At 52.8% G+C, this 19,687-nt stretch carries 16 protein-coding genes, 1 pseudogene and 1 other annotated feature; of the genes and pseudogenes, 3 read left to right on the top strand and 14 right to left on the bottom strand.

Annotation, left to right across the window (positions count from 1 at the left end; genetic code table 11):
• Nucleotides 1–48 precede the first annotated feature (48 nt).
• Nucleotides 49–283: a binding site (T-box leader), on the top strand.
• A gap of 196 nt (nucleotides 284–479) precedes the next feature.
• The gene (brnQ, locus tag WIH05_RS07135) at nucleotides 480–1,820 is read left to right on the top strand and encodes a branched-chain amino acid transport system II carrier protein (RefSeq protein WP_215654978.1); all 1,341 of its coding nucleotides are present in this window, start codon (nucleotides 480–482) and stop codon (nucleotides 1,818–1,820) included.
• Between the two features lie 53 nt (nucleotides 1,821–1,873).
• Here brnQ and WIH05_RS07130 read toward each other — a convergent pair whose 3' ends face one another.
• From WIH05_RS07130 to WIH05_RS07090, 9 genes and pseudogenes are all read right to left on the bottom strand, one after another.
• Nucleotides 1,874–3,103, bottom strand: a complete 1,230-nt coding sequence (locus WIH05_RS07130; protein ID WP_022272820.1) for a hypothetical protein — start codon at nucleotides 3,101–3,103, stop codon at nucleotides 1,874–1,876.
• Between the two features lie 30 nt (nucleotides 3,104–3,133).
• Nucleotides 3,134–3,604, bottom strand: a complete 471-nt coding sequence (locus WIH05_RS07125; RefSeq protein WP_022272821.1) for a hypothetical protein — start codon at nucleotides 3,602–3,604, stop codon at nucleotides 3,134–3,136.
• A gap of 375 nt (nucleotides 3,605–3,979) precedes the next feature.
• Nucleotides 3,980–5,446, bottom strand: coding sequence for a leucyl aminopeptidase (locus WIH05_RS07120; RefSeq protein WP_022272822.1), 1,467 nt, complete (start codon nucleotides 5,444–5,446; stop codon nucleotides 3,980–3,982).
• On the bottom strand, nucleotides 5,446–6,390 hold the full coding sequence (locus tag WIH05_RS07115; RefSeq protein ID WP_022272823.1) for an ATP-binding cassette domain-containing protein: 945 nt from the start codon (nucleotides 6,388–6,390) through the stop codon (nucleotides 5,446–5,448). Before WIH05_RS07115 ends, WIH05_RS07120 begins: the two co-directional genes overlap by 1 nt.
• Nucleotides 6,380–7,465, bottom strand: a complete 1,086-nt coding sequence (locus WIH05_RS07110) for an ABC transporter ATP-binding protein (RefSeq protein WP_022272824.1) — start codon at nucleotides 7,463–7,465, stop codon at nucleotides 6,380–6,382. The genes WIH05_RS07115 and WIH05_RS07110 overlap by 11 nt, the downstream gene beginning before the upstream one ends.
• Before the next feature lie 13 nt (nucleotides 7,466–7,478).
• A complete protein-coding gene (locus WIH05_RS07105) occupies nucleotides 7,479–8,459 on the bottom strand; it encodes an ABC transporter permease (protein ID WP_022272825.1) in 981 nt (326 codons plus the stop codon).
• Nucleotides 8,459–9,403, bottom strand: a complete 945-nt coding sequence (locus WIH05_RS07100; protein WP_022272826.1) for an ABC transporter permease — start codon at nucleotides 9,401–9,403, stop codon at nucleotides 8,459–8,461. Before WIH05_RS07100 ends, WIH05_RS07105 begins: the two co-directional genes overlap by 1 nt.
• Nucleotides 9,404–11,023: pseudogene (locus tag WIH05_RS07095) on the bottom strand (peptide ABC transporter substrate-binding protein).
• Between the two features lie 340 nt (nucleotides 11,024–11,363).
• Nucleotides 11,364–13,277 (bottom strand): peptide ABC transporter substrate-binding protein, encoded by a 1,914-nt coding sequence (locus WIH05_RS07090; protein WP_022272828.1) that lies wholly within the window; start codon nucleotides 13,275–13,277, stop codon nucleotides 11,364–11,366.
• Between the two features lie 186 nt (nucleotides 13,278–13,463).
• On the opposite strand from WIH05_RS07090, the gene WIH05_RS07085 reads away from it, so the two are divergent.
• Nucleotides 13,464–14,486, top strand: coding sequence for a LacI family DNA-binding transcriptional regulator (locus WIH05_RS07085; RefSeq protein WP_022272829.1), 1,023 nt, complete (start codon nucleotides 13,464–13,466; stop codon nucleotides 14,484–14,486).
• 431 nt (nucleotides 14,487–14,917) lie between these two features.
• On the opposite strand, the gene WIH05_RS07080 is transcribed toward WIH05_RS07085, so the two are convergent.
• From WIH05_RS07080 to WIH05_RS07060, 5 genes are all read right to left on the bottom strand, one after another.
• Complete coding sequence (locus WIH05_RS07080; protein WP_337425172.1) at nucleotides 14,918–16,384, bottom strand: leucyl aminopeptidase; 1,467 nt, start codon at nucleotides 16,382–16,384, stop codon at nucleotides 14,918–14,920.
• Between the two features lie 100 nt (nucleotides 16,385–16,484).
• Nucleotides 16,485–17,030, bottom strand: a complete 546-nt coding sequence (locus tag WIH05_RS07075) for a flavin reductase family protein (protein WP_337425171.1) — start codon at nucleotides 17,028–17,030, stop codon at nucleotides 16,485–16,487.
• A 115-nt stretch (nucleotides 17,031–17,145) separates the two neighbouring features.
• On the bottom strand, nucleotides 17,146–17,424 hold the full coding sequence (locus WIH05_RS07070; RefSeq protein ID WP_022272833.1) for a type II toxin-antitoxin system HicB family antitoxin: 279 nt from the start codon (nucleotides 17,422–17,424) through the stop codon (nucleotides 17,146–17,148).
• Nucleotides 17,425–17,562: 138 nt separating this feature from the next.
• Nucleotides 17,563–18,468, bottom strand: a complete 906-nt coding sequence (locus WIH05_RS07065) for a radical SAM protein (RefSeq protein ID WP_022272834.1) — start codon at nucleotides 18,466–18,468, stop codon at nucleotides 17,563–17,565.
• A 36-nt stretch (nucleotides 18,469–18,504) separates the two neighbouring features.
• Nucleotides 18,505–18,918 carry an EamA family transporter gene (locus tag WIH05_RS07060; protein WP_022272835.1) on the bottom strand — a complete coding sequence of 138 codons (414 nt, stop codon included), beginning with the start codon at nucleotides 18,916–18,918 and terminating at the stop codon, nucleotides 18,505–18,507.
• 269 nt (nucleotides 18,919–19,187) lie between these two features.
• On the opposite strand from WIH05_RS07060, the gene WIH05_RS07055 reads away from it, so the two are divergent.
• Entirely contained in the window at nucleotides 19,188–19,658 is a 471-nt protein-coding gene (locus WIH05_RS07055; RefSeq protein ID WP_022272836.1) for an N-acetyltransferase, read from the top strand.
• The last annotated feature ends 29 nt before the right edge of the window (nucleotides 19,659–19,687 follow it).

Genomic DNA, 19,687 nt, shown 5'->3' with positions numbered 1-19,687 from the left:
AAGCCCTTGAAAAAGCCATCTGGCTGTGCTATACTCGGTGTCAACATGATAAATTCATCTGACGAGAACAAGTAGTCGTCCGTGGATCTTCCAGAGAGGCAGTGGCTGGTGGAAACTGTCATTGAAGCGGAACGGTGAAATCATCTCTGAGAAGCAATCTGAACGAAGTAGGTGCGCCGGGGTTAAGCCACGTTATCGGTGATACGCATTGTCTGATGCGGTATAAGAGTCAAGCTGTGCTTGAGAATTAAGGTGGTACCACGATTTTAAAGTCGTCCTTTATGAGGACGGCTTTTTTTGTTTGATAGGAAATTCCTATCAAATAAAAAAGCACTTCGTGCAGAATCGCACTGCGGCGGTATGGAATTTCGTCGCAAATGCGACCCGCCGCAGGCGGAGAATCCTGCAAGAGCAGAATTCTTTCTTGTTTCATGGAAAAGCGCGCCATGGGCAGAAATGAGTATCCAGGAGGAAATGTTATGAAACTGAGTAAGAAAAAAATGGTCCTGATGAGCTTTATGCTGTTTTCCCTGTTTTTCGGAGCCGGAAATCTGATCTTCCCGCCGTTCCTGGGACAGAACGCCGGGGAAAAAATGCCCTTTGCCATCGCGGCCTTTCTGATCACCGCCGTGATTCTTCCAGTCCTCGGCGTCATCGTTGTGGCAAAATTTGACGGTCTGGATAAGCTGGCCCGTAAGGTAGACGCCCGCTTTGCTGTGGTGTTCACGATCCTGATCTACCTCTCCATCGGACCAGGCCTTGGGATCCCCCGTGCCGCCTCAGTCCCCTTTGAGATGGCCGTGGCTCCGTATCTTCCCTCTGGAGCCCCCCTCCCTGTATTTATGCTGCTGTACTCCCTGGTCTTTTTCCTGACCGCCGGATGGCTGGCCCTGACCCCCAGCAAGCTGATGGAAAGGATCGGCAGATTCCTGACTCCCAGCCTTCTGCTCCTTCTTCTTTTCCTGTTTGTCCAGTTTGTTCTCCGCGGCGACGCCGGAGTTGCCGCCGCCCAGGCGGACTACCAGGCGAACCCCATGGTCAAGGGCTTCCTGGAAGGCTACCAGACCATGGACACCATCGCAGCCTTAAACTTCGGCCTTGTGATCGCCACCACCCTGCGGTCCCTGGGCGTTGAGAAAAAGAACGATCTGATCCATTACACCACCCGCGCCGGTCTGGCTGCCGGAGCCATCCTTTCCGCAGTCTACCTGATGTTATCCTATATGGGAATGAAAAGCTCTGCCGTTTATGCCATCCCGGAAAACGGGGCTGTGGTGCTCCGCCTCATTGTAAAACAGCTGTTCGGAGACGTGGGTGCCGTGCTTCTGGCCGCCATCTTCACTCTGGCCTGCCTGACCACCTGTGTGGGGCTCATCACCTCCATCTCCCAGTTTTTCTCTTCCCTCACTGACCGTCTGAAATACAGGCAGTGGGTGTACCTGATCGCCGGCTTCTCCTTTGTGGTCTGCAACCAGGGCTTAAATACGATCCTTGGGATCTCCGTACCGGTGTTAAACGCCATCTATCCGGTATCCATCGTCCTCATCATCCTGGGACTCCTGGATGAAAAGCTGGGAAAAAATCCGTATATGTACCCGGCTGTCATCACTGTCACCGGTATCGTAAGCTGCGTTTACTGCCTGGATTACAACATGCACATGCCTCTGGGCTTCCTCTCCGACCTCTGCCATACGTTCCCGCTTTATTCCCTGGGACTGGGCTGGGCCGGTGCAGCCGCTGCTGCGGCTCTGATGAGCCATCTGGCATACCGGCTCCGCAGCCGCCGTGTTTCCCAGAACGAAACGGAGGCCGCGGCGTAGGAAATACGCTGCGGCCCCTGGCCATGGCCCGCCCATAAGGCGGGCCGTATTTTTTATCTCTTCTTTAAGATCCCCGACTTCTCCAGGTATCCGGCCACAGCCAGATGCACCGCGCTGCAGGCGGCTGCCAGTAAGAACACATACTGTGGACCCCATACCTTCCAGATCACCCCGAAGCCGCCGGATACCGTCACTGCCAGCACATGATCCACACTTAAGCCCAGAGACAGATTTCCCATCACATCCTCCGGGCGCAGGCTCAGCTGCTTCATCATCACCGTATGGACAGTATTAAAATGATCCGTCAGCATCACCAGGATATAGGCCAGGAAAACCAGGACCGCTCCCAGTGGTCCGTCCCCGAACCGGCCGGAAGCCGCTCCCCAGGCTGCAAAGGCCGCAAAGAGAAACGCTCCGGCAAAATATCCGCCTTCTATGGCCAGGGATCTGGAAACTCCCAGGCGGTCCAGCATCCGGCCGATGACCGGGGAAAAGCGGCTCCCGATCAGATGGGCAGCCATGCCTAAAAGCGCCAGGGTATCCGCTCCCATGGCTAAAAGCTCCACAATGAGCCAGGGCGCAAATACGATCCGCATCCGCTTCTGACAGCCGTAAACGGCGGTGATCAGATAATAGGGAATGTAGCGCCTCCGGATATGTAAGGTATCCCGGCGGCCGGTGTTCCTGGCCCGGGGCACATTGAGCTCCGGAGCTGTTTTTCTGAGCCGGACTGCAAAAAAGAGACCGGCGGCAGTAAAGAGAAGCCCCGCCACAAAGGACGGGATCACGCCGTCCCCAAACCAGAAGAGCCCGGTGCGGTATCCAATGAAAACAGCTGCCGACGCAGTCATGGACGCCAGAGTCATCTTTCCCTTAAGCTGTCCTAAAAAAGTCCCCGTTTTCCCCTCTCCCGACAGATCCATGGCAATGCTGTCCCGCAGGGGCATCATCATATGCTCTCCCAGGGAAAAGGAAAAAAGAAAGATCTGCATGATAAAATATGACGGCGATAAAAGACCCAGAACTGCCAGTCCCAGGGTACAGAAGCCGTAGGCCATGACCATCAGGGACAGGTTTCCGAGCCCCGAAAGAGCCGTCAGGATCACCACGCACAGGATCCCAGGCGTCTCCCTGGGTATCTCTAAAAGCCCGCGCTGGACCGAATCGACGGCAAATACCTCCTTAAAGTAATTGGAAAATACCCCGCTGCTTAAGCCCACGGCCAGCGACAGGCAGAGTATGGCGTACATAAAAAGCTTTTTTGTGTCGTGATTTATGTCCATGATCTATTCCTCCCTGGAATGTTTTCTCCGTTAAAAACCGCCCTCATAATACGCCCTGGCAATTACATAGGACGGCTCATAATATGCACTGCAGTTATAATTATCGATCACATCACAAATCTCATGATTATAAACCCGGATTATTCCGTCTACCTCGGATTCTCCCGGCTGCTTTGTATCGTGGATCAGTCTCTCATAAACTTTCCCCATTTGGAGAGGCCCAGGAATTTTTGTTACCAGTTCCGGGTCTACCCGATCCACATGAAATGTCCCCTCCGACAGTTGGTATGTTTCTATCCAGTCTTTTTCGACTGCCAGGGGATTTTCTGCATGGAGGACGTTTGCCACGCTGACCAGATGTTCCAGACTCTTTCTGCCAATCTGATTCACCACATAGCGGTTGCGCTGATGAAGTCTTCTTGCAACCCGTTCAATCATGTAACAGACAAAAAATATATCATTTCTGCTGATTTCCTCATCTGGGAAATAAATATTTGTCACAGAACTTCACTCCCCTCAAAATGCAGAGTTTTTAAGGCTGTAACCATTGACCAGAATTCTGGGTTCCTGTACAACCGCATTGCTTCCATGATAAACAAGCTTTTCTTTTCTCACATTTCTACCTCCTGTCCATGTCCCCATTTTACCAGTTTCCGGACGTCCCGGCAAGTACCTCCGCCCCAGTTCTCCCGCCCTTTGCCGTAGCCGGACAGAACCTCTCCTCTGCCAGCGGCTGCCTGTCCTGGAGCAAAGCAGAGAATGGATCCGTCTGTCTTTTTCGGGAAAATATCGTATGGGACAGAAATAAACCGGGGACAGGAGCGCCGCAATTTTGCAGCGTCCCTGTCCCCCAGGTGAGAACACAAAAAAAGATTTTTATCTGGATATTACCTTCACTGTCTCATACAAAAGGCTCACGCCGTATCCGGTGGCTCCGTGGATGCAGTAAGCGTTGCCGTCTGCCGCCCAGTTCACCGGGGCCATGTCCACATGGACCCATGGGTGATCCTCCACAAATTCCTGAAGGAAGAGACCGGCTACGATAGTTCCTCCTCCCATGGTATTGCCCGGACAGCTGTTTTTAATATCTGCCACCTCAGACTGGAGCACCGTAAACAGCTCCTTATCTGCCGGAAGCCGCCAGATCTTCTCACATGAGATCCGGGAGGCCTCCAGGACCTCCTCATAAAGCTCGTCATCATTGGCCAATACAGCGGCGCTGCGGCCGCCCACGGCTCCCTTGGCCGCTCCAGTCAGGGTTGCGATGTCAATGATGGCTCCGGCTCCTTCTTTGCGGATGGCGTAGGTGATGGCGTCGGCCAGGGTCAGACGGCCCTCGGCGTCGGCATTCAGCATCTCGATGGTCTTTCCGTTCATGGAGAATAAGATATCTCCCGGAACGTAAGCGTCCCCGGACACCCGGTTCTCACAGGCTGCCACCACTGCGATCACGTTCACCGGCAGCTTCTGTAATGCAATGGCACGGATGGCTCCGATCACGGCAGCCGCGCCGCCCATGTCGTCGTGCATGGTGGCCATCTTGGACTTTAAACTGTATCCGCCGGAATCGAACATTACGCCCTTGCCTACCAGCGCCACCGGTGCTTCACCCGGCTGGCCGCCGTTATACCGGAGCACGATCACTCTCGGCTCGTCCACCGCACCCTTTGCAACGGAGAGGAACGCCCCCATCTTCATCTCTTCGATCTGGTTCTTGTCGTATACAGTCACGTCGATGCCAAGCTCTGCGGCCAGCGTTTTAGCCTCTGCGCCCAGCTTCTCCGGTGTCATATACATGGACGGATGATTGATCAGATCCCGTGCCAGCATGGTGCTCTCCGCCACGTTTTTGGCCTCTGCGGCGATCTTTTCCAGCTCCTCCATCTCTGAAACGATCACAGCCGTTTTCATCCCGTTTACCACCGGCACAGACTTATATGCATTGAACTGATAGGAAACCAGGAACGGCAGCTCACAGATCTTCTTTGCGATCTCCGCGTTCCCGGTGATCTCCTTTGCATTGTCCAGGAGGATCATGGTAACAGCCGCCTTTGCCTCCTTGCAGCTCTTGAATGCCTTAGCCATGGCCAGGAATACCTCCCGGTTGGTGGCAGAGCCGTCACCCAGCTGTACCAGAACGGCCTTTACAAACCGGCCTTCCATATATAGATTCAGCGCATAAGTCAATCCACAGGTACATCCCAGCTTTCCGGCTGCCAGCGCCGCCTCCACCGGCTCCTTCACCTCAGAAGGAACAGGGGCTGTCAGCGTCTTTTCATTGGAAAACGGGATCACAATGGCGTCGTACTCCATGACTGGAGCGTTCTTAACTTGAATTTCCATTATGCGTTCAGCACCTCCTTATATTTTTCCTGTTCTTCCTTATTTGCAAGAACAAAGTGTCCAGGCTCGATCTCCACCCACTCCGGCTTGTCGGTCTCATAGTGATGGCAGGACGGGTCGTAGACCTCCACCACCTTTTTCCGCTCCACTAAGGGATCCGGCTGAGGGATCGCCGACAGTAATGCGCGGGTGTAGGGGTGGAGCGGATGGCTGTAAAGCTTCTCCGTCTCCGCCAGCTCCACAATATGCCCTTTATGGATAACTGCCACCCGGTCAGAAATAAACCGGACAATGGATAAGTCATGGGCAATAAACAGGTAGGTGAATCCTTTCTTTTTCTGAAGTTCAGAAAGAAGGTTTAACACCTGGGCCCGGATGGACACGTCCAGGGCCGATATAGGTTCATCCGCGATCACCAGCTGGGGCTCCATGACCAGGGCCCTGGCGATTCCGATCCTCTGTCTCTGGCCGCCAGAGAACTCGTGGGGGAACCGGCTGGCAAATTCCGGTAAAAGTCCCACGTCTAAAAGCGCCTGGGATACGATCTGCTTTCGCTCTTCCTCACTTTTAAACTTATGGTGATTATAAAGGCCCTCGGAAATGATGTAGTCCACCTTGGCTCTCTCATTTAAGGAGGCCATGGGATCCTGGAAGATCATCTGGATATTTTCAATGACCTTCCGGTCCATTTCCGGAGAGATCTTTCCGCTGATGCGCTCGCCCTTATAAAGGATCTCACCGCCGGCCGCCTCGTTGATCCGGATGATGGCCCGGCCGATGGTGGTCTTTCCGGAGCCGGATTCCCCCACCAGACCGAAGGTCTCGCCCTCATAAATATCAAAGCTTACGCCGTCGATGGCTTTAAACGTCTTTTTTCCCGAGCCAAACACCACATCCAGGTTTTTGACCTCCAGGATCTTTTTTCTCGTCTCGTTACTGGACATCCGGAGCAGCCTCCTTCCATTTTTCAAACATCCGGGCGATCAGGGCCGGCGGCTCCACCTTCGGGGCCCGCGGGTCCAGAAGCCAGGTACGCGCCCGGTGGGTGGGGCTCACCTCAAAATACGGCGGCCGGATCTCAAAGTCGATCTTTAAGGCCTGGGGATTTCTCGGAGCGAAAGCGTCGCCCTTGATCTCATTGAACAGGTTGGGCGGGGTCCCCTTGATGGAATACAGGGGCTCGCCCTTGACACCCAGCTGGGGAAGGGAGGAGAGAAGCGCCCAGCTGTACGGATGCTTGGCGTTGTAGAAGATCTCCTCGCAGAGCCCCACCTCCACGATATCTCCGGCGTACATGACCGCGATCCGGTCTGCCACATTGGCCACCACGCCCAGGTCATGGGTGATGTAGATGATGGTCAGCTGGTACTTTTCCTGGAGATTATGCAAAAGCTTTAAGATCTGGGCCTGGATGGTCACGTCCAGGGCCGTGGTGGGCTCGTCGCAGATCAGGATTTCCGGATTGCAGGCCACGGCGATGGCGATGACCACCCGCTGGCGCATGCCGCCGGAAAACTCATGGGGATACTGTTTATATCTCCGCTCCGGCTCTGCAATGCCCACGTCCTCCAGGATCTCGATGGTCTTTTTCTTCGCTTCCTCGCCCTTTAAGTTCTGGTGCAGCTCCACGGTCTCCTGGATCTGCTTTCCAATGGTCTTTAAGGGGTTTAAGCTGGTCATGGGATCCTGGAACACCATGGCGATCTCTTTTCCCCGGATGTTCAGCCATTCCTTTTCCGTTTTCATGGGAACCAGGTCGACTCCCTTTCCGGTGTATTTTCCTCCGCTGTAAATGATGGAGCCCGAGTCCACCCAGCCGTTCTGGTCCAGAAGTCCCATGAAGGTCTTGGTGAACACGGACTTTCCAGAACCGGACTCGCCTACGATGGCCAGGCTTTCTCCCTTATAAAGCTCCATGGAAATGCCGCGGATGGCGGTCAGGGTCTTTCCCCGCAGGTTGAACTTCACCACCACATCCTCTGCTTCCAGGATCTTTTCTGCGTTTTTATAGTCAAACATGGTCCGTCACCTCCTATACATGGTTTCTGGGATCCGCCGCGTCCGCAAAGGAGTTGCCCATCACGTAGAAGGAGATCGTGATCAGGGACAGGATGATGGACGGGAAGATCAGCTGGTATCTGAGGGACGGGCTCATCATAACGATACGTCCTTCATTGATCAAGTTGCCCAGGGACGGGATGCTGATGGGCAGTCCCAGCCCGATGTAGGTCAGGAACACCTCCTGGCCGATGGCAAGGGGGATGGATAAGGCCACACGCATCATGATAACGGAGATCACCTGGGGCAGCAGGTTCTTGGTGATCACCCGGCCAGTGGGCGTTCCCAGGCACCTGGAAGCCAGGTTGAACTCCCGGTCACGGATGATCACGATCTGGTTGCGGATGAACCGGGCCGTGGGAAGCCATCCCGTTAAGCACATGGCAAAAATAATGGTGCCCACACTGGGCTTTAACAAATAGGATACCAGGATCAGGATAATGGAGCTCGGTATGTTGTGGATCACATTGTAAACCTCCGTGATCGCCGCATCCAGCTTTCTCACATAGCCCCAGAGAGAGCCGATGATGATACCCATAAAGGCATCCCAAAGGCCCACGGCCAGGCCGATGAACAGAGAGGTACGTGTACCGCTCCAGATCCTGGCCCATAAGTCCTGGCCAATGGAGTTGGTTCCAAACCAGTAATCGGCGCTGGGCGGCTGGTTTCTGTCCTGTTTTCCGGTCTCCTCGCTTAAGTAGACCTCTATGGGGTTCTTCTGGCCCGGAAGATAGGGCTGGATAAATGTAAACACCATCAGAGCGATCAGCAGGGTCAGGAAGAACATTGCCACTTTATTTTTTGTGAATACTCTCCAGGTGGAAGCCCAGTAGGAGTAGTTGGAATATCCAGTACGCTCTGCGGCGTTTGCGTCATACTCCGCAAAAGTAAACATGTCCGGACTTAAATTTTCCAGATTTTTCTCCATGTTTTCAATCTTCTTCATTGCTCCCATTATCTTCCACCGCCTTTCTTTCCAAGTTTGATCCGGGGATCGCAGAGGGCCATCAGAAGGTCGCCTAAGAACAGTCCCAGGATTCCGATACAGGAGTAGATAAGCACCAGGGCCTGGACCAGAGTATTATCCTGGCGCTGGATGGCCGATACCAGAAGGCCTCCCATTCCGGGAATGGAGAACAGGGATTCCACGTAGATCGAACCGGAGATCGTCATTAAAATATTGGTGGGAAGCTGCTGGGCCATGGGCACGAAGGCGTTGCGGATCACGTGCCTGGACATTACCAGGGAATTTTTCAGCCCCTTGGCACGGGCCAGCTTGATATAATCTTTATTTAACTCATCCACCATATACCGGCGGATCCACATGGCATAGTTGGCAATGCCTCCTAAGGACATACAGATCGCCGGAAGGATCCAGCTGACGGGCTTCCTCTCGTCAAACAGCATGGGCACGCCCAGGGCGCTGGACACATAAAGCTGTAAGAACAGGAAGTATACGGCCGCCGGCACCGCTTTTATGGCGACCACATAGGCAGAGCCCAGATTATCCACAGCTTTTCCCTTAAACCGGGCCATTAACATACCCAGTGGGATACCCAGACCCAGAGAGATCACAATGGAGGCCAGACCGAAGTAGAGAGAATACGGGATCTTCGGTCCAATGATCTTTGTAATGGGCACCTTGGGACGGAAAACGATGGATTTTCCCAGATCGCCGTGGAGCAGGCCCACAAAGAAGTTCTTAAGCTGGATCGGAAGCGGATCCCGTAAGCCCATGTCGGTCAGGGCTGCCTCGATCTGCGCTTCATCCATTTTGTCATATCCCTCTGCAAAATATCCCTCCTCCGGCATCAGCCGCAGCAGCAGGAAAACTGTTGTTGCGACGATGACCAGAGTGACCATGGACTGCAGAAGCCGTTTGCAGACGTATTTAAACATTTACTGCTTCATCCTTTCTTCCCGGTCTTTCTCATACTGTTCCAGTGCGGCGGGGTAATCGGACATGCCCATGGGCTCGTCTAAGATCACTGCGCCTTTTAATTTGATGGCTCCGTTCCTTCCCATCTGGCTGGTGTAGCCGGAGAAGGGATCCAGATAGGATGCCTTATAGCCTCCGCCGGAGGTGTAGAAGGGGATCAGGACTGCATGGTCTAAGAGCATGGTCTCCGCTTCTGCAAACATCTCATAGCGCTTCTTTAAGTCCTTTGTCTCCGCATCCGCCTCATCCAGGGCCTTTTCAAAGACATTGTTGCCATCTGCGTCCAGAAGATCCTGGCACTGGCTGACGGTCATATAGTTCTCATCCAGAGCGGCTGTATGGACTGGATTCATCATTCCCAGTGGGTCTGCAAAGTCGGAGCCCCAGCCCATTTCCATAATGGAGTAGGCGCCGGGCGTCCTTACCTGCTTGGAAAAGCCCGTGGATGGATGGGATTCCAGGATAATGTCAATGTAATCCGTTCCCAGGACGCCCTCCATCTGCTGCTCGATGACCTGCATCCGGTTTCCGGTGTCCACCTTGGCCGTGCTGAAGGGAAGGAGCACCTGGATCGGGAAGGCTACCTGGCCGGAAAGCTCCTCCATGGCCTTTGCCTTGTATTCCACTGCCTTGGCCTCGTCGAAGGAATCACCCTCGGTATAGGCCTTAAGGCCGCCCATCATGGTGTAGTCCACGCCGTCTGCCTGGACCAGATTCTTTCTGGTGAAGGTGTTTAACAGCTTGCTCTGGGGATCATAGGGCTCCACGGTCAGGATCGCAGCCTCCCGGTCCAGGGCATGGAACAGGGATTTCCGGAAATTTTCGTTGTTCACTGCGATCTTCCAGTCTCCGGGGGCGTACTGCTCGTCGTAGTCAGGGTCAAAATTAAATCCGATAAAATAGGACATATTGGTCAGGTTGTTGGGGCGCATCATTTCCTTTTTCTCTTCATCGTTCATCCACTCGTCCAGAATACTTCCAGGAAGTGCGAAATCATTGATCTCGCCCCGTAAGAACAGCTCGGCTCCGATGGAGTTTGCCTCGGCATTGTACTTATAATTTAAACGGCCGATGGAGATGATGTCCTTGTTCCAGTAATCCGGATTGGCTTCCATCACGCGCTCGCTCTGGGGCTCGAAGCTGGTCAGCAGGTATGCGCCGCAGTACAGGGTCGTTTCCTTGTCCAGACCGAACATCTCGCCCTGCTCTGCCATAAATTCTCCGTTTACCGGGAAAAAGCAGGGGAAGGACAGCTACTTTAAGAAGTACGGAGTGGGCTTTTCCAAAGTATATTCCACGGTCTGGTCATCCACGGCTCTTACGCCCACCTGGGAAAAGTCTGTGACCTGGCCGTCATAATAGGCTTTGGCGTTCTTTAACACATCATAGACCGTCTTACTGGTGCTGGCCGCATTGTCTTTATTTAAGATCCACTGGATCCCGTCCACAAAGTCCTGGGCCTTTACGTTCCTTACCTCATTTCCCTTCCAGTCGTACCATTTGGCATCGTCTCTTAAATGGAAGGTATAGGTCAGCTCATCGTCAGAAACTTCCCACTTCTCTGCGATACACGGGATCATTTCTCCGAACCGGTCAAATTCCACCAGTCCATCCAGGATGTTGTAAAACAGGGCAATGCTGTCGCTGTTGGTGGTCTTTAAGTAGTTTAAGGTATCGATCTCTGCCGTATACACGGTGGAATACTCGGTCATTTTCTTTTCTTCTGCCTGGGCTTCCCCGCCCGATGCGGGCTTATCTGAGCCGCCGGAGCATCCAGCCAGGGATACAGCCAGTAAAGATACGGTCAATAATGCTGCGACTTTTTTCCTCATATGATCCTCCTTTTCATAAAAACCGGAAAGGACTGCTGCTGCAAAAAATACCGTTTGCAGAACATGCAGCCTTTTCCGGTCCTTCCTGCTACTCTGCCTGGGCTGCTGCCTTTAAGGCTGCCTCCCTCTCTTCCATATATTTTTCCTCAGCGGCCTTGTACTCTTCCTGGGTCATGGGCTTGTCTAAAACGACTTTTCCTTTAAACTTATCCATGCTGCGTCCAAACTGGGTACAGTCTCCGGAGAATGGATCCAGGTAAGTAGCCCGGTAGCCGCCGCCGGATGCATACAGCGGGATCACCAGTGCATGGTCGATCAGATACTGCTCCGCCTCGGCAAACAGCTCATACCGGCGGTTGATATCCTTTGTCTCTGCTCTTGCAGCGTTGACCATGGTCTCATAAATGCTGTTTCCGTTTTCATCCTTTAATCCCTCTGCAAGATAGGGACGGCTGTACTTGGTGCCGATGGAAGTATCGGAGGTCATGACCTCCACATAACCGGCCGGATCCGTATAGTCCGGTCCCCAGCCCATTTCCATTAAGGAGAACATGCCGGAGCTTCTGGATTCCTTCAGGTAGTTGGTGGGCGGATAGGGTACTAAGACCACGTCGATGTAATCGGTTCCCAGAACTCCCTCCAGCTGCTGCTCTTCCACCTGTACCCGGTTGGTAAGACCTAAGTTTCCGGTGCTGTACGGCATTACCACTGTTACCGGGAAATCCACGGTCCCGGAAAGCTCCTCCAGGGCTGCAGCCTTATATTCCAGGGCCTTGTCCTCCTGGTGCTGGTCTGTATTGGTCAGCTCCTTTAAGGGCTCCAGCTGGGTATAATCCACACCGTTCACATCCACGAAATTCTTTGTGGTGATGGTGTTCAGCATCTGTCCCTCATAATTGTAAGGATAGCTGGTCATGACAGCGGCCTCCCGGTCCAGGGCATAATAGATGGACTTACGGAAGTTTTCGCTGTTGACTGCCTTTAACCAGTTATCCGGTCCATACTCTTCCTCATACATGGGCTCGAAGTTGAATCCCAGGAAGTTGCTGGAGGTGCTGGGCGGCGTGTTGATCATCATGTTCTTCCGCTCCTCGTCTGCCATCCACTCGTCTAAGATCTCAGCCGGAATATCCGCCTCGGAAACCTCTCCTCTGAGGAACAGCTCCGGAGCCAGGGTCTTTGCTTCTTTATTATAGTTGTAGTTGATCCGGGAAATAAAAATGTTGTCCTTGTCCCAGTAATTTTCATTCATCTCCAGTACCCGGCGGCTCTCCGGCTCAAAGGTGGAAAGGATATAAGCGCCGTTGCTCAGCATAGTGTCCGCGCTGGTGCCGAAGGCCTCTCCGCATTCCTCCAGGAACTGGCCGTTGGCCGGCAGGAAGCAGACATAAGCGGTCATCTTAAGGAAGTACGGAGTCGGCTGCTCTAAGGTATATTCCAGTGTGTAGTCATCCACAGCCTTGATCCCCACCTGGCTGAAATCCGTGATCTCGCCGTTAAAATAGGCTTCTGCGTTTTTCACCACGTTATAGAAAATATTGGAGGTAGTGGAGGCGTTATCCTTGTTCAAAAGCCACTGGGCCGCAGCTACAAAGTCGTTGGCGGTCACAGGCGCATATTCGTCTCCGTCGCAGGTGTACCAGTTGACGCCCTCTCTTAAATGGAAGGTGTAGGTGAGACCGTCATCGGAAACCTCCCAGCTGGTGGCCAGAGCCGGCTTTACAACGCCGTACTTATCAAAGCCCACCAGACCGTCGATGTAGTTTTCCGTAAACCTGGTACAGGTGCTCAAGGAGGACTTTAAATAGTTGATATGGGCCAGCTCAGCCGCATAGACCAGGGTGTACTCCTTTCTCTCGATCTCTGACCCGCTGTTTTCCTTTCCTGCTTCTGTTCCTGCGTTTCCCGCAGGCGTTTCTGTGGTCTTATCCCCGCCAGAGCATCCGGCCAGAGATACAGCCATAACTGCTGCCATGGCTGCCGCAAGCATCCTTTTTTTCATATACATCCTCTCCTTTTATCTTTTTTAAGCTCCGGTCCGCGTATTTCATCGGGATTTTTTCTCTATCTGCGTCCCATTTTATTGATTATACGTTTAACCATTGCTATTTTCCTTCTTATCTGATACAATAGCTTCTAAATTCCCACTTTGTTTTCCCTTTCCGGCACCAGAATCGAGGTATCCGCCATGAAAAAAAATGTCCATAAAGGAATCACAGCCAAAGACATCGCCAGGGAGTGCAACGTATCCCAGGCCACTGTCTCTTATGTCGTCAACAATACCGCAGGGAAGCGGGTAAGCGAGGCCAAACGCCAGGAGATCTTAGAGACTGCCAGACGCCTCAACTATTTTCCCAATGCATCCGCCCGGAATATCCGTCAGCAGGACTGTACTTCCGTAGGGCTCGTTCCAGGCAACAACTATAACAATGCCGGATTTGGCCCAACTCTGAAGGGGATCAAAACCCACCTGGATTCCATCGGCTATACCCTGACTCTCTTAAGTGACAGCCGGGATCCGGAAAGTACGGAAATCCTCCGTTACTATTACTCCCATATCATCTGCGGCGTGATCTTTCTGGCCTTTGATAACCAGACCATCGAGACCGAAGCCCTGGAGAAAAACGGCATCCCCTACGTGATCATCAGCGAAAACGGAGTGACCTGTCCCGGTATGGCCGAGAAAAAGGCCTTTGAGCGGGTCATCTTTGACTGTATCCAGTTCTGCCGGGATCACAATCTCGAAAAGATCTGCTACTTCACCCGTTCCATCAACCATCTGCATCCCCATAATAAATATGATCTGATCGTTAAAGCGATCCGGCAGATCTATCCGGAATGCAGTTTTAAACGCATTGTCTGTGCCACCACAGTCAACGGCCCCGATGAAGAGATCACAGTCCCCATCAGCAGCTATCTGAGGGATCATACCTTTGACATCGCCCTTACTCCCAATCAGAGAATGGGGCTTCTGGCCCAGAAATGTCTGCTCCAGAAGGATTTCCGGGTCCCCCAGACCATTAAGCATATCTGTCTGGCATCGTCCCCTTTTCTGCTGAACGTGTATCCGCAGATCTCGTCCATCCATATCCCCTTATTTGAGATGGGGTATTATGCAGCGGAGCTGATGGTATCTCTGGTTCAGGATGCGCCCGTTCCAGAAAAGGATTTTGAATGTCTCCTCCTTCATGGGGACTCCACCCGGTTCTGATCCGGCTCTCTCACTGCCCTCCGTCATTCCATGCCGGGGGGCTTTTTCTGTCCCTTTTCCCAGGATGCTTTCTTCGTTTCATCCATATTTTCCAGATTGTTTTGGTTATTCGTATAACCTCCGGGGCTAAATGGAAACACGGCTCCAGTCCGTGTTTTCACTTTTACTATAACTCGATAATTGTTTGTCAATAGTATAGAACTCTTTGCCCAGATTTGTCAAGTCTAATCTGAAATTTTATGAGCATTTTGCATAACTATATTTTTATTTCTTTGTTTCTTCTTGTATTTTTCTACAATACGGGATTTTTTCCATAATGTGGAATCTATATGCGCCCATCTATTGCGAATCTAAAAATCAAGGGAGTGCTGCATCGGAGGGACTCACTTTTTGTCTTCCTCTTTCTGCAACACCCCCTCTAGGATCTGCCTTTATTCTGCCATTACCTTCACTGTCTCATACAAAAGGCTCACGCCGTAGCCGGTGGCGCCCTTGATGGAATAGTCTATATCCTTTGACTCCCAGCTGACTGGCGCAATATCCACATGGACCCAGGAATGATCCTCCACAAATTCCTGGAGGAAGAGTCCCGCTACAATGGCGCCGCCGCCCATGGTGCTTCCCTGGGCGCTGTTCTGGATGTCTGCCACCTCAGATTCGATCACAGGGAAAAGCTCCTTGTCCAGCGGAAGCCGCCAGATCTTTTCGCAGGCCCGCTCTGAAGCCTCTTCCACCTCTGCGTAAAGCTCCTCATCATTGGAAAACACAGCCGAGCTCCTGACGCCCACTGCTCCCTGGGCAGCCCCTGTCAGAGTGGCGATGTCGATGATGGAACCGGCGTTCTCTTTCCGGATCGCATAGGTCAGTGCGTCCGCCAGGGTCAGACGGCCCTCTGCATCCGAATTGAGCATTTCGATCTTCTTTCCGTTCATGGAAAATAAAATATCACCGGGAACATATGCATCACCAGAGATCATGTTTTTGCATGCAGCAACCACTGCGATTACATTTACGGGAAGCTTTTCCAGCGCGATGGCACGGATCGCTCCGATCACTGCTGCCGCGCCTCCCATATCCCCATGCATGGTCTCCATTCTGGATTTCAGGCTGTATCCGCCGGAATCGAACATGATCCCCTTGCCCACCAGGGCCACCGGAGGCTCCTCCTCCTTTCCGCCTTTATAGCGGAGGACAATAAGCCTGGGCTCTGCCGCGGATCCTCTTCCAACGGCCAGGAACGCCCCCATATTCATCTCTTCTGCCTGTTTTTTATCATAGATCTGGACCTCGATGCCCAGCTCTTCTGCCAGGGCCTCACACTCCTTTGCAAGCTGCTCCGGATCCATGAACATGGACGGATGGTTCACAAGATCCCTGGCAAGCATGGTGCTTTCCGCCACATGGGCAGCCTCCCTGGCAAGCCTTTCCATACCAGCGGCGGAAGTCACTACCGCCGCTTCCTCCATCCCGTTTACCACTGGAACCGACCGGTAATGGTTAAACTGATAGGAAACCAGGTGCGGGAGCTCCATGATCTTCTTGGCCATTTCCGGATCATGGGTGATTTCCGCCGCATTGTCCAGGAATATCTCCGTCACGGCCGCAGACGCGTCCTTACAGCGCTTTAATGCCTTTGCAAAGGCCAGGAACACCTCCCGGTTGGTGGAGCTTCCATCTCCCAGTGAAACCAGGACTACCTTTTTAAAGGAACCATCCAGATACAGATTCAGATCATAAACCGAGCCGCAGGCGGCTGCCAGCTTGCCAGCAGAAAGGGCAGCCTTCACCGGACCGGAGATCACCTCCGGAAGCTCTGTACTTAGAAGCTGCTCATCAGAAAACGGGATCACAGCTGCATCAAAGGACGGGACTGCTTCTTTATAGATTTTTACATTCATCGTTTTTTCTCCTGTTTTTATCCTGTTCCATTTTAAGTTCAGACATCCTCCCGCAGGCAGGCCTGCGTTGGATGGATCGGCCTTTTGCCCCTATATCATTTTAGTCTTCAATCATATATGCGCTTACGATCTGGCCATAAAAGGCGTAATGGTAATTCTCCAGGGAGCCGCCAAAGGGAGTCGGCTTCTCACTGGGATAATGCTCCTTTAAGATCTCCTCCGGCATGGTATCTGTATCCTGTTTTTCCACGCAGACCACCCGGCACTCCAGTGTCAGCGGCAGCTCTTTGACCGCCGGAACAGAGATCACCTCCGGATCCACCAGCGTAAGTCCCAGCTCCTTTGCCTTATCCATATCCCGGCCGGATTTAGAGCCGCATACCCCGAGGATCTTCGGATCAAACGCCCCATAAGGAACATTCACGGTAAACTCCGGATTCTTCTCCAGCTGCTCTTTTGTGAAGCGGCTCTTTCTGATATAAGCCGTAAACACAGGGAGGGACCAGTCGATCCCCAGGGTCCCCCAGCCCAGGGTCATGGAATCCACCTTCCCGTCTGCCTTTGTGGTGATAAGGACTCCCTTATCCAGAGCCTTCATGATGTCTCCCGCATAGTCGAACACATTGATCTTTTTCTTCAAAACCATACCTCTCTTTCTTCTGGCTTTTGTCCCACAGACCAGTATATACTCCTCCCGGTCCAGGCAGGGACTGCAGCGTGTCATTATTTCTTCGGCCGCCCTATATACGGCGTCCGGAAGCTTAATCGTTATCCGGAAGAAGCTTGATCCGTACAGAGATCATTTTCACCAGCTGTCCCTCTTCCAGTTTTATATCCTCCACATGGGTAGAAAACGGAAGATCGCTGTCAAATTCCTCCATCTCCACGGTGATCCAGTTGCAGGCCGCATCCCTGGCGTTCTCGATGGCGTCCTCCAGATCCGGCCCGTCTGCCTCGCAGCACTCCAGGTCCGGGAAAAATGCATGGTAGCCCTTTCCGTTTTTATGGGGGGTAAATACCGCCGGGTAAGTAAATGTCATAGTTTTTGCTCCTTATTCCTGTAATATGGCACATCGCCTGTCCCCAGAACGGGCGGCAGGCGATGGCTGCATCTGTACTTATTATAATGAACAGAACCGGTTATGTCAAACCTTCTGATGATTTCTCATACCGCCCAGTCACTCTTTCAGGATCACTGCGTCCGGTATCCTCTCCGCCCACGCAAAGACCGGTTCCTTCTCTTTCCACACTTTTATGGCTCCGTCCAGCTTTCCGAGCATCTTCTCCTTTTCCCCGGGAAGCCTTCCCCGGACCCGGAAGGTGATACAGTCGTGGAATCCATCGTAGGCCACGCGCTGGCCCTCCCACTCCATAAGCTGCAAAAGCCTCCGCTCCTCCTCCAGATTCTCCAGCTCGCTGGCCGGAAAAAAACGTCCGGCCTTCGCATCCTCATATAACGGTGTTCCGGCCATCAGAAACAGAGAAAAGTTAATGATCCGCTCCGGTCTGGTCCGGTTAAAGAACTCCGCCGTGGCCTCTGCATTTTCCAGTCCTCTCCCTCTTCCGGCGATGCCGGTCATGATATGGGCGTCATAAATAAGCCCCGCAGCACGCAGCCGCTGGATCTGCTCATAGGCCTGTTCCAGGGTGTGGTCCTTTTCCATGATCCCCAGAACGTCGTCCAGGCCGCTTTCAATGCCCAGATACAGATGACCCACTCCCGCCGCAGCCAGAGCCCTCAGCTCTTCATCGCTTTTCAGCCGGATATTGGTCACTGTCGCGTCCATGTTGATGGAACGGCAGGAAGGAAAGGAGCGCCGGATCTTCCCGGCAATTTCCAGCAGATGGCCTGTCTCCAGGCCAAAGGCGTTTCCATCCCCTAAAAATACGGTTTTCGGGTCGCCTCCCAGGGCCTGTACCCGGAGGATCTCCTCCTCCACCTGCTCCATGGGAAGCTGCCGGTATTTCAGATGCTTAAACAGGTTGCAGAACCGGCAGCGGTTATAGGAGCACCCCACAGCCACTGGCAGCATAAATGAGGACCGTTCCATGGGTCCCCGGCAGATCTGTCCCTCATAGATCATGATCCAGATTCCTCCCTTCCTTTGTATGCCCGATTTCTACACCACCATCAAAAGCGTTCCCGCACCGATCAGGACACAGCCCAGAACGGTCTTCGGCGTGACGCTCTCATGAAGAAACACAAACGCCAGGATCAGTGTGATCACAACGCTCATTTTATCAATGGGCACCACCTTGGACGCGTCTCCCATCTGGAGGGCTTTATAATAGCACAGCCAGGATGCCCCGGTGGCAAGGCCCGACAGGATCAGGAAGAGCCAGCTCTTTTTCCCGATACTGGAAAGCCCGGACTGTCCGCCTGTGAGAAATACCATTCCCCAGGCCATGATGAGCACAACGACCGTCCGCACCGCCGTCGCCAGATTGGAATTCACTCCCTCGATCCCCACCTTGGCCAGAATGGAGGTCAGCGCCGCAAATATCGAAGAAAGTACTGCAAACAGCATCCACATAATGAACCGCCCCGATTCCCTGGATTTCCCAGAACTTTCTTTTATTATATTCCTTTTTCTACCCTTGTCAATTATAACAGTTCCGCCATCCACCTTCCTCCGGCTCATCTCCATGGACAATCCCCTTTCCCTATGCTAAAATGATCCCAGCGGGTACCTGCCCTGCAGCGCAGGAGCTTTCCCTGGACCGGCGGCCGGCAAGGCGGCAAGACCTGGGCGCGTACAGGGTTCACGGATCCGTAAAAACTTTATAGAAGGAGCGGAGGATCATGCAGATTCAGATCAGGGCAGCCATGGCCCAGGACTACGATGCAGCTGTAAAAATACTTTCACAGGTACAGGATATGCATGTGGAATGGAGACCGGATATTTACAGACATACCAGTCATCTGATGTCAATGGAAGAGTTTCAGCAGGCCGCAGAGGACCATACGTTCTTCGTTGCGGAAAACGAAAAGAACCAGGTGATCGGGATCCTCCAGATCATGTTTAAGCATGTGGAAGGTCCGTCGCATACCACCCGTGATCTTATTTTTGTGGACCGGATGGCTGTGGACGAAGCATATCGGGGAGCCGGTGTTGGACATAAAATGTTTGATTTTCTGAAAGGATTAAAGGCGGAAAAAAATATGGACGCCATTGAGCTGCAGGTCAACGCAAAAAATACGGCGGCGTATGAAATGTATAGAAAATACGGCTTTACAGAAAAATCCATCAATCTGGAGCTGCTGGAACCATAAAAAACACGGTTTCCGCGTAAATAACAGCC

Origin of the sequence: Alitiscatomonas sp. (genome assembly GCF_037242085.1) — a bacterium.
In the GTDB taxonomy this organism is placed as follows: Bacteria; Bacillota; Clostridia; order Lachnospirales; family Lachnospiraceae; genus Alitiscatomonas; species Alitiscatomonas aceti.
Note: the sequence above shows the minus strand (reverse complement) of the source record. Positions and strands in the feature narration are given on the sequence as shown.

What these genes read in the sequence shown, in the direction of transcription:
- WIH05_RS07120 (WP_022272822.1), bottom strand. Translation starts at nt 5,446, where the DNA reads ATGGAAATTCAAGTTAAGAACGCTCCAGTCATGGAGTACGACGCCATT.
- WIH05_RS07130 (WP_022272820.1), bottom strand. Translation starts at nt 3,103, where the DNA reads ATGGACATAAATCACGACACAAAAAAGCTTTTTATGTACGCCATACTC.
- WIH05_RS07110 (WP_022272824.1), bottom strand. Translation starts at nt 7,465, where the DNA reads ATGTTTGACTATAAAAACGCAGAAAAGATCCTGGAAGCAGAGGATGTG.
- WIH05_RS07060 (WP_022272835.1), bottom strand. Translation starts at nt 18,918, where the DNA reads ATGTGGATGCTGTTTGCAGTACTTTCTTCGATATTTGCGGCGCTGACC.
- WIH05_RS07100 (WP_022272826.1), bottom strand. Translation starts at nt 9,403, where the DNA reads ATGTTTAAATACGTCTGCAAACGGCTTCTGCAGTCCATGGTCACTCTG.
- WIH05_RS07075 (WP_337425171.1), bottom strand. Translation starts at nt 17,030, where the DNA reads ATGGTTTTGAAGAAAAAGATCAATGTGTTCGACTATGCGGGAGACATC.
- WIH05_RS07085 (WP_022272829.1), top strand. Translation starts at nt 13,464, where the DNA reads ATGAAAAAAAATGTCCATAAAGGAATCACAGCCAAAGACATCGCCAGG.
- WIH05_RS07105 (WP_022272825.1), bottom strand. Translation starts at nt 8,459, where the DNA reads ATGGGAGCAATGAAGAAGATTGAAAACATGGAGAAAAATCTGGAAAAT.
- WIH05_RS07080 (WP_337425172.1), bottom strand. Translation starts at nt 16,384, where the DNA reads ATGAATGTAAAAATCTATAAAGAAGCAGTCCCGTCCTTTGATGCAGCT.
- WIH05_RS07090 (WP_022272828.1), bottom strand. Translation starts at nt 13,277, where the DNA reads ATGAAAAAAAGGATGCTTGCGGCAGCCATGGCAGCAGTTATGGCTGTA.
- WIH05_RS07070 (WP_022272833.1), bottom strand. Translation starts at nt 17,424, where the DNA reads ATGACATTTACTTACCCGGCGGTATTTACCCCCCATAAAAACGGAAAG.
- WIH05_RS07115 (WP_022272823.1), bottom strand. Translation starts at nt 6,390, where the DNA reads ATGTCCAGTAACGAGACGAGAAAAAAGATCCTGGAGGTCAAAAACCTG.
- brnQ (WP_215654978.1), top strand. Translation starts at nt 480, where the DNA reads ATGAAACTGAGTAAGAAAAAAATGGTCCTGATGAGCTTTATGCTGTTT.
- WIH05_RS07055 (WP_022272836.1), top strand. Translation starts at nt 19,188, where the DNA reads ATGCAGATTCAGATCAGGGCAGCCATGGCCCAGGACTACGATGCAGCT.
- WIH05_RS07065 (WP_022272834.1), bottom strand. Translation starts at nt 18,468, where the DNA reads ATGATCTATGAGGGACAGATCTGCCGGGGACCCATGGAACGGTCCTCA.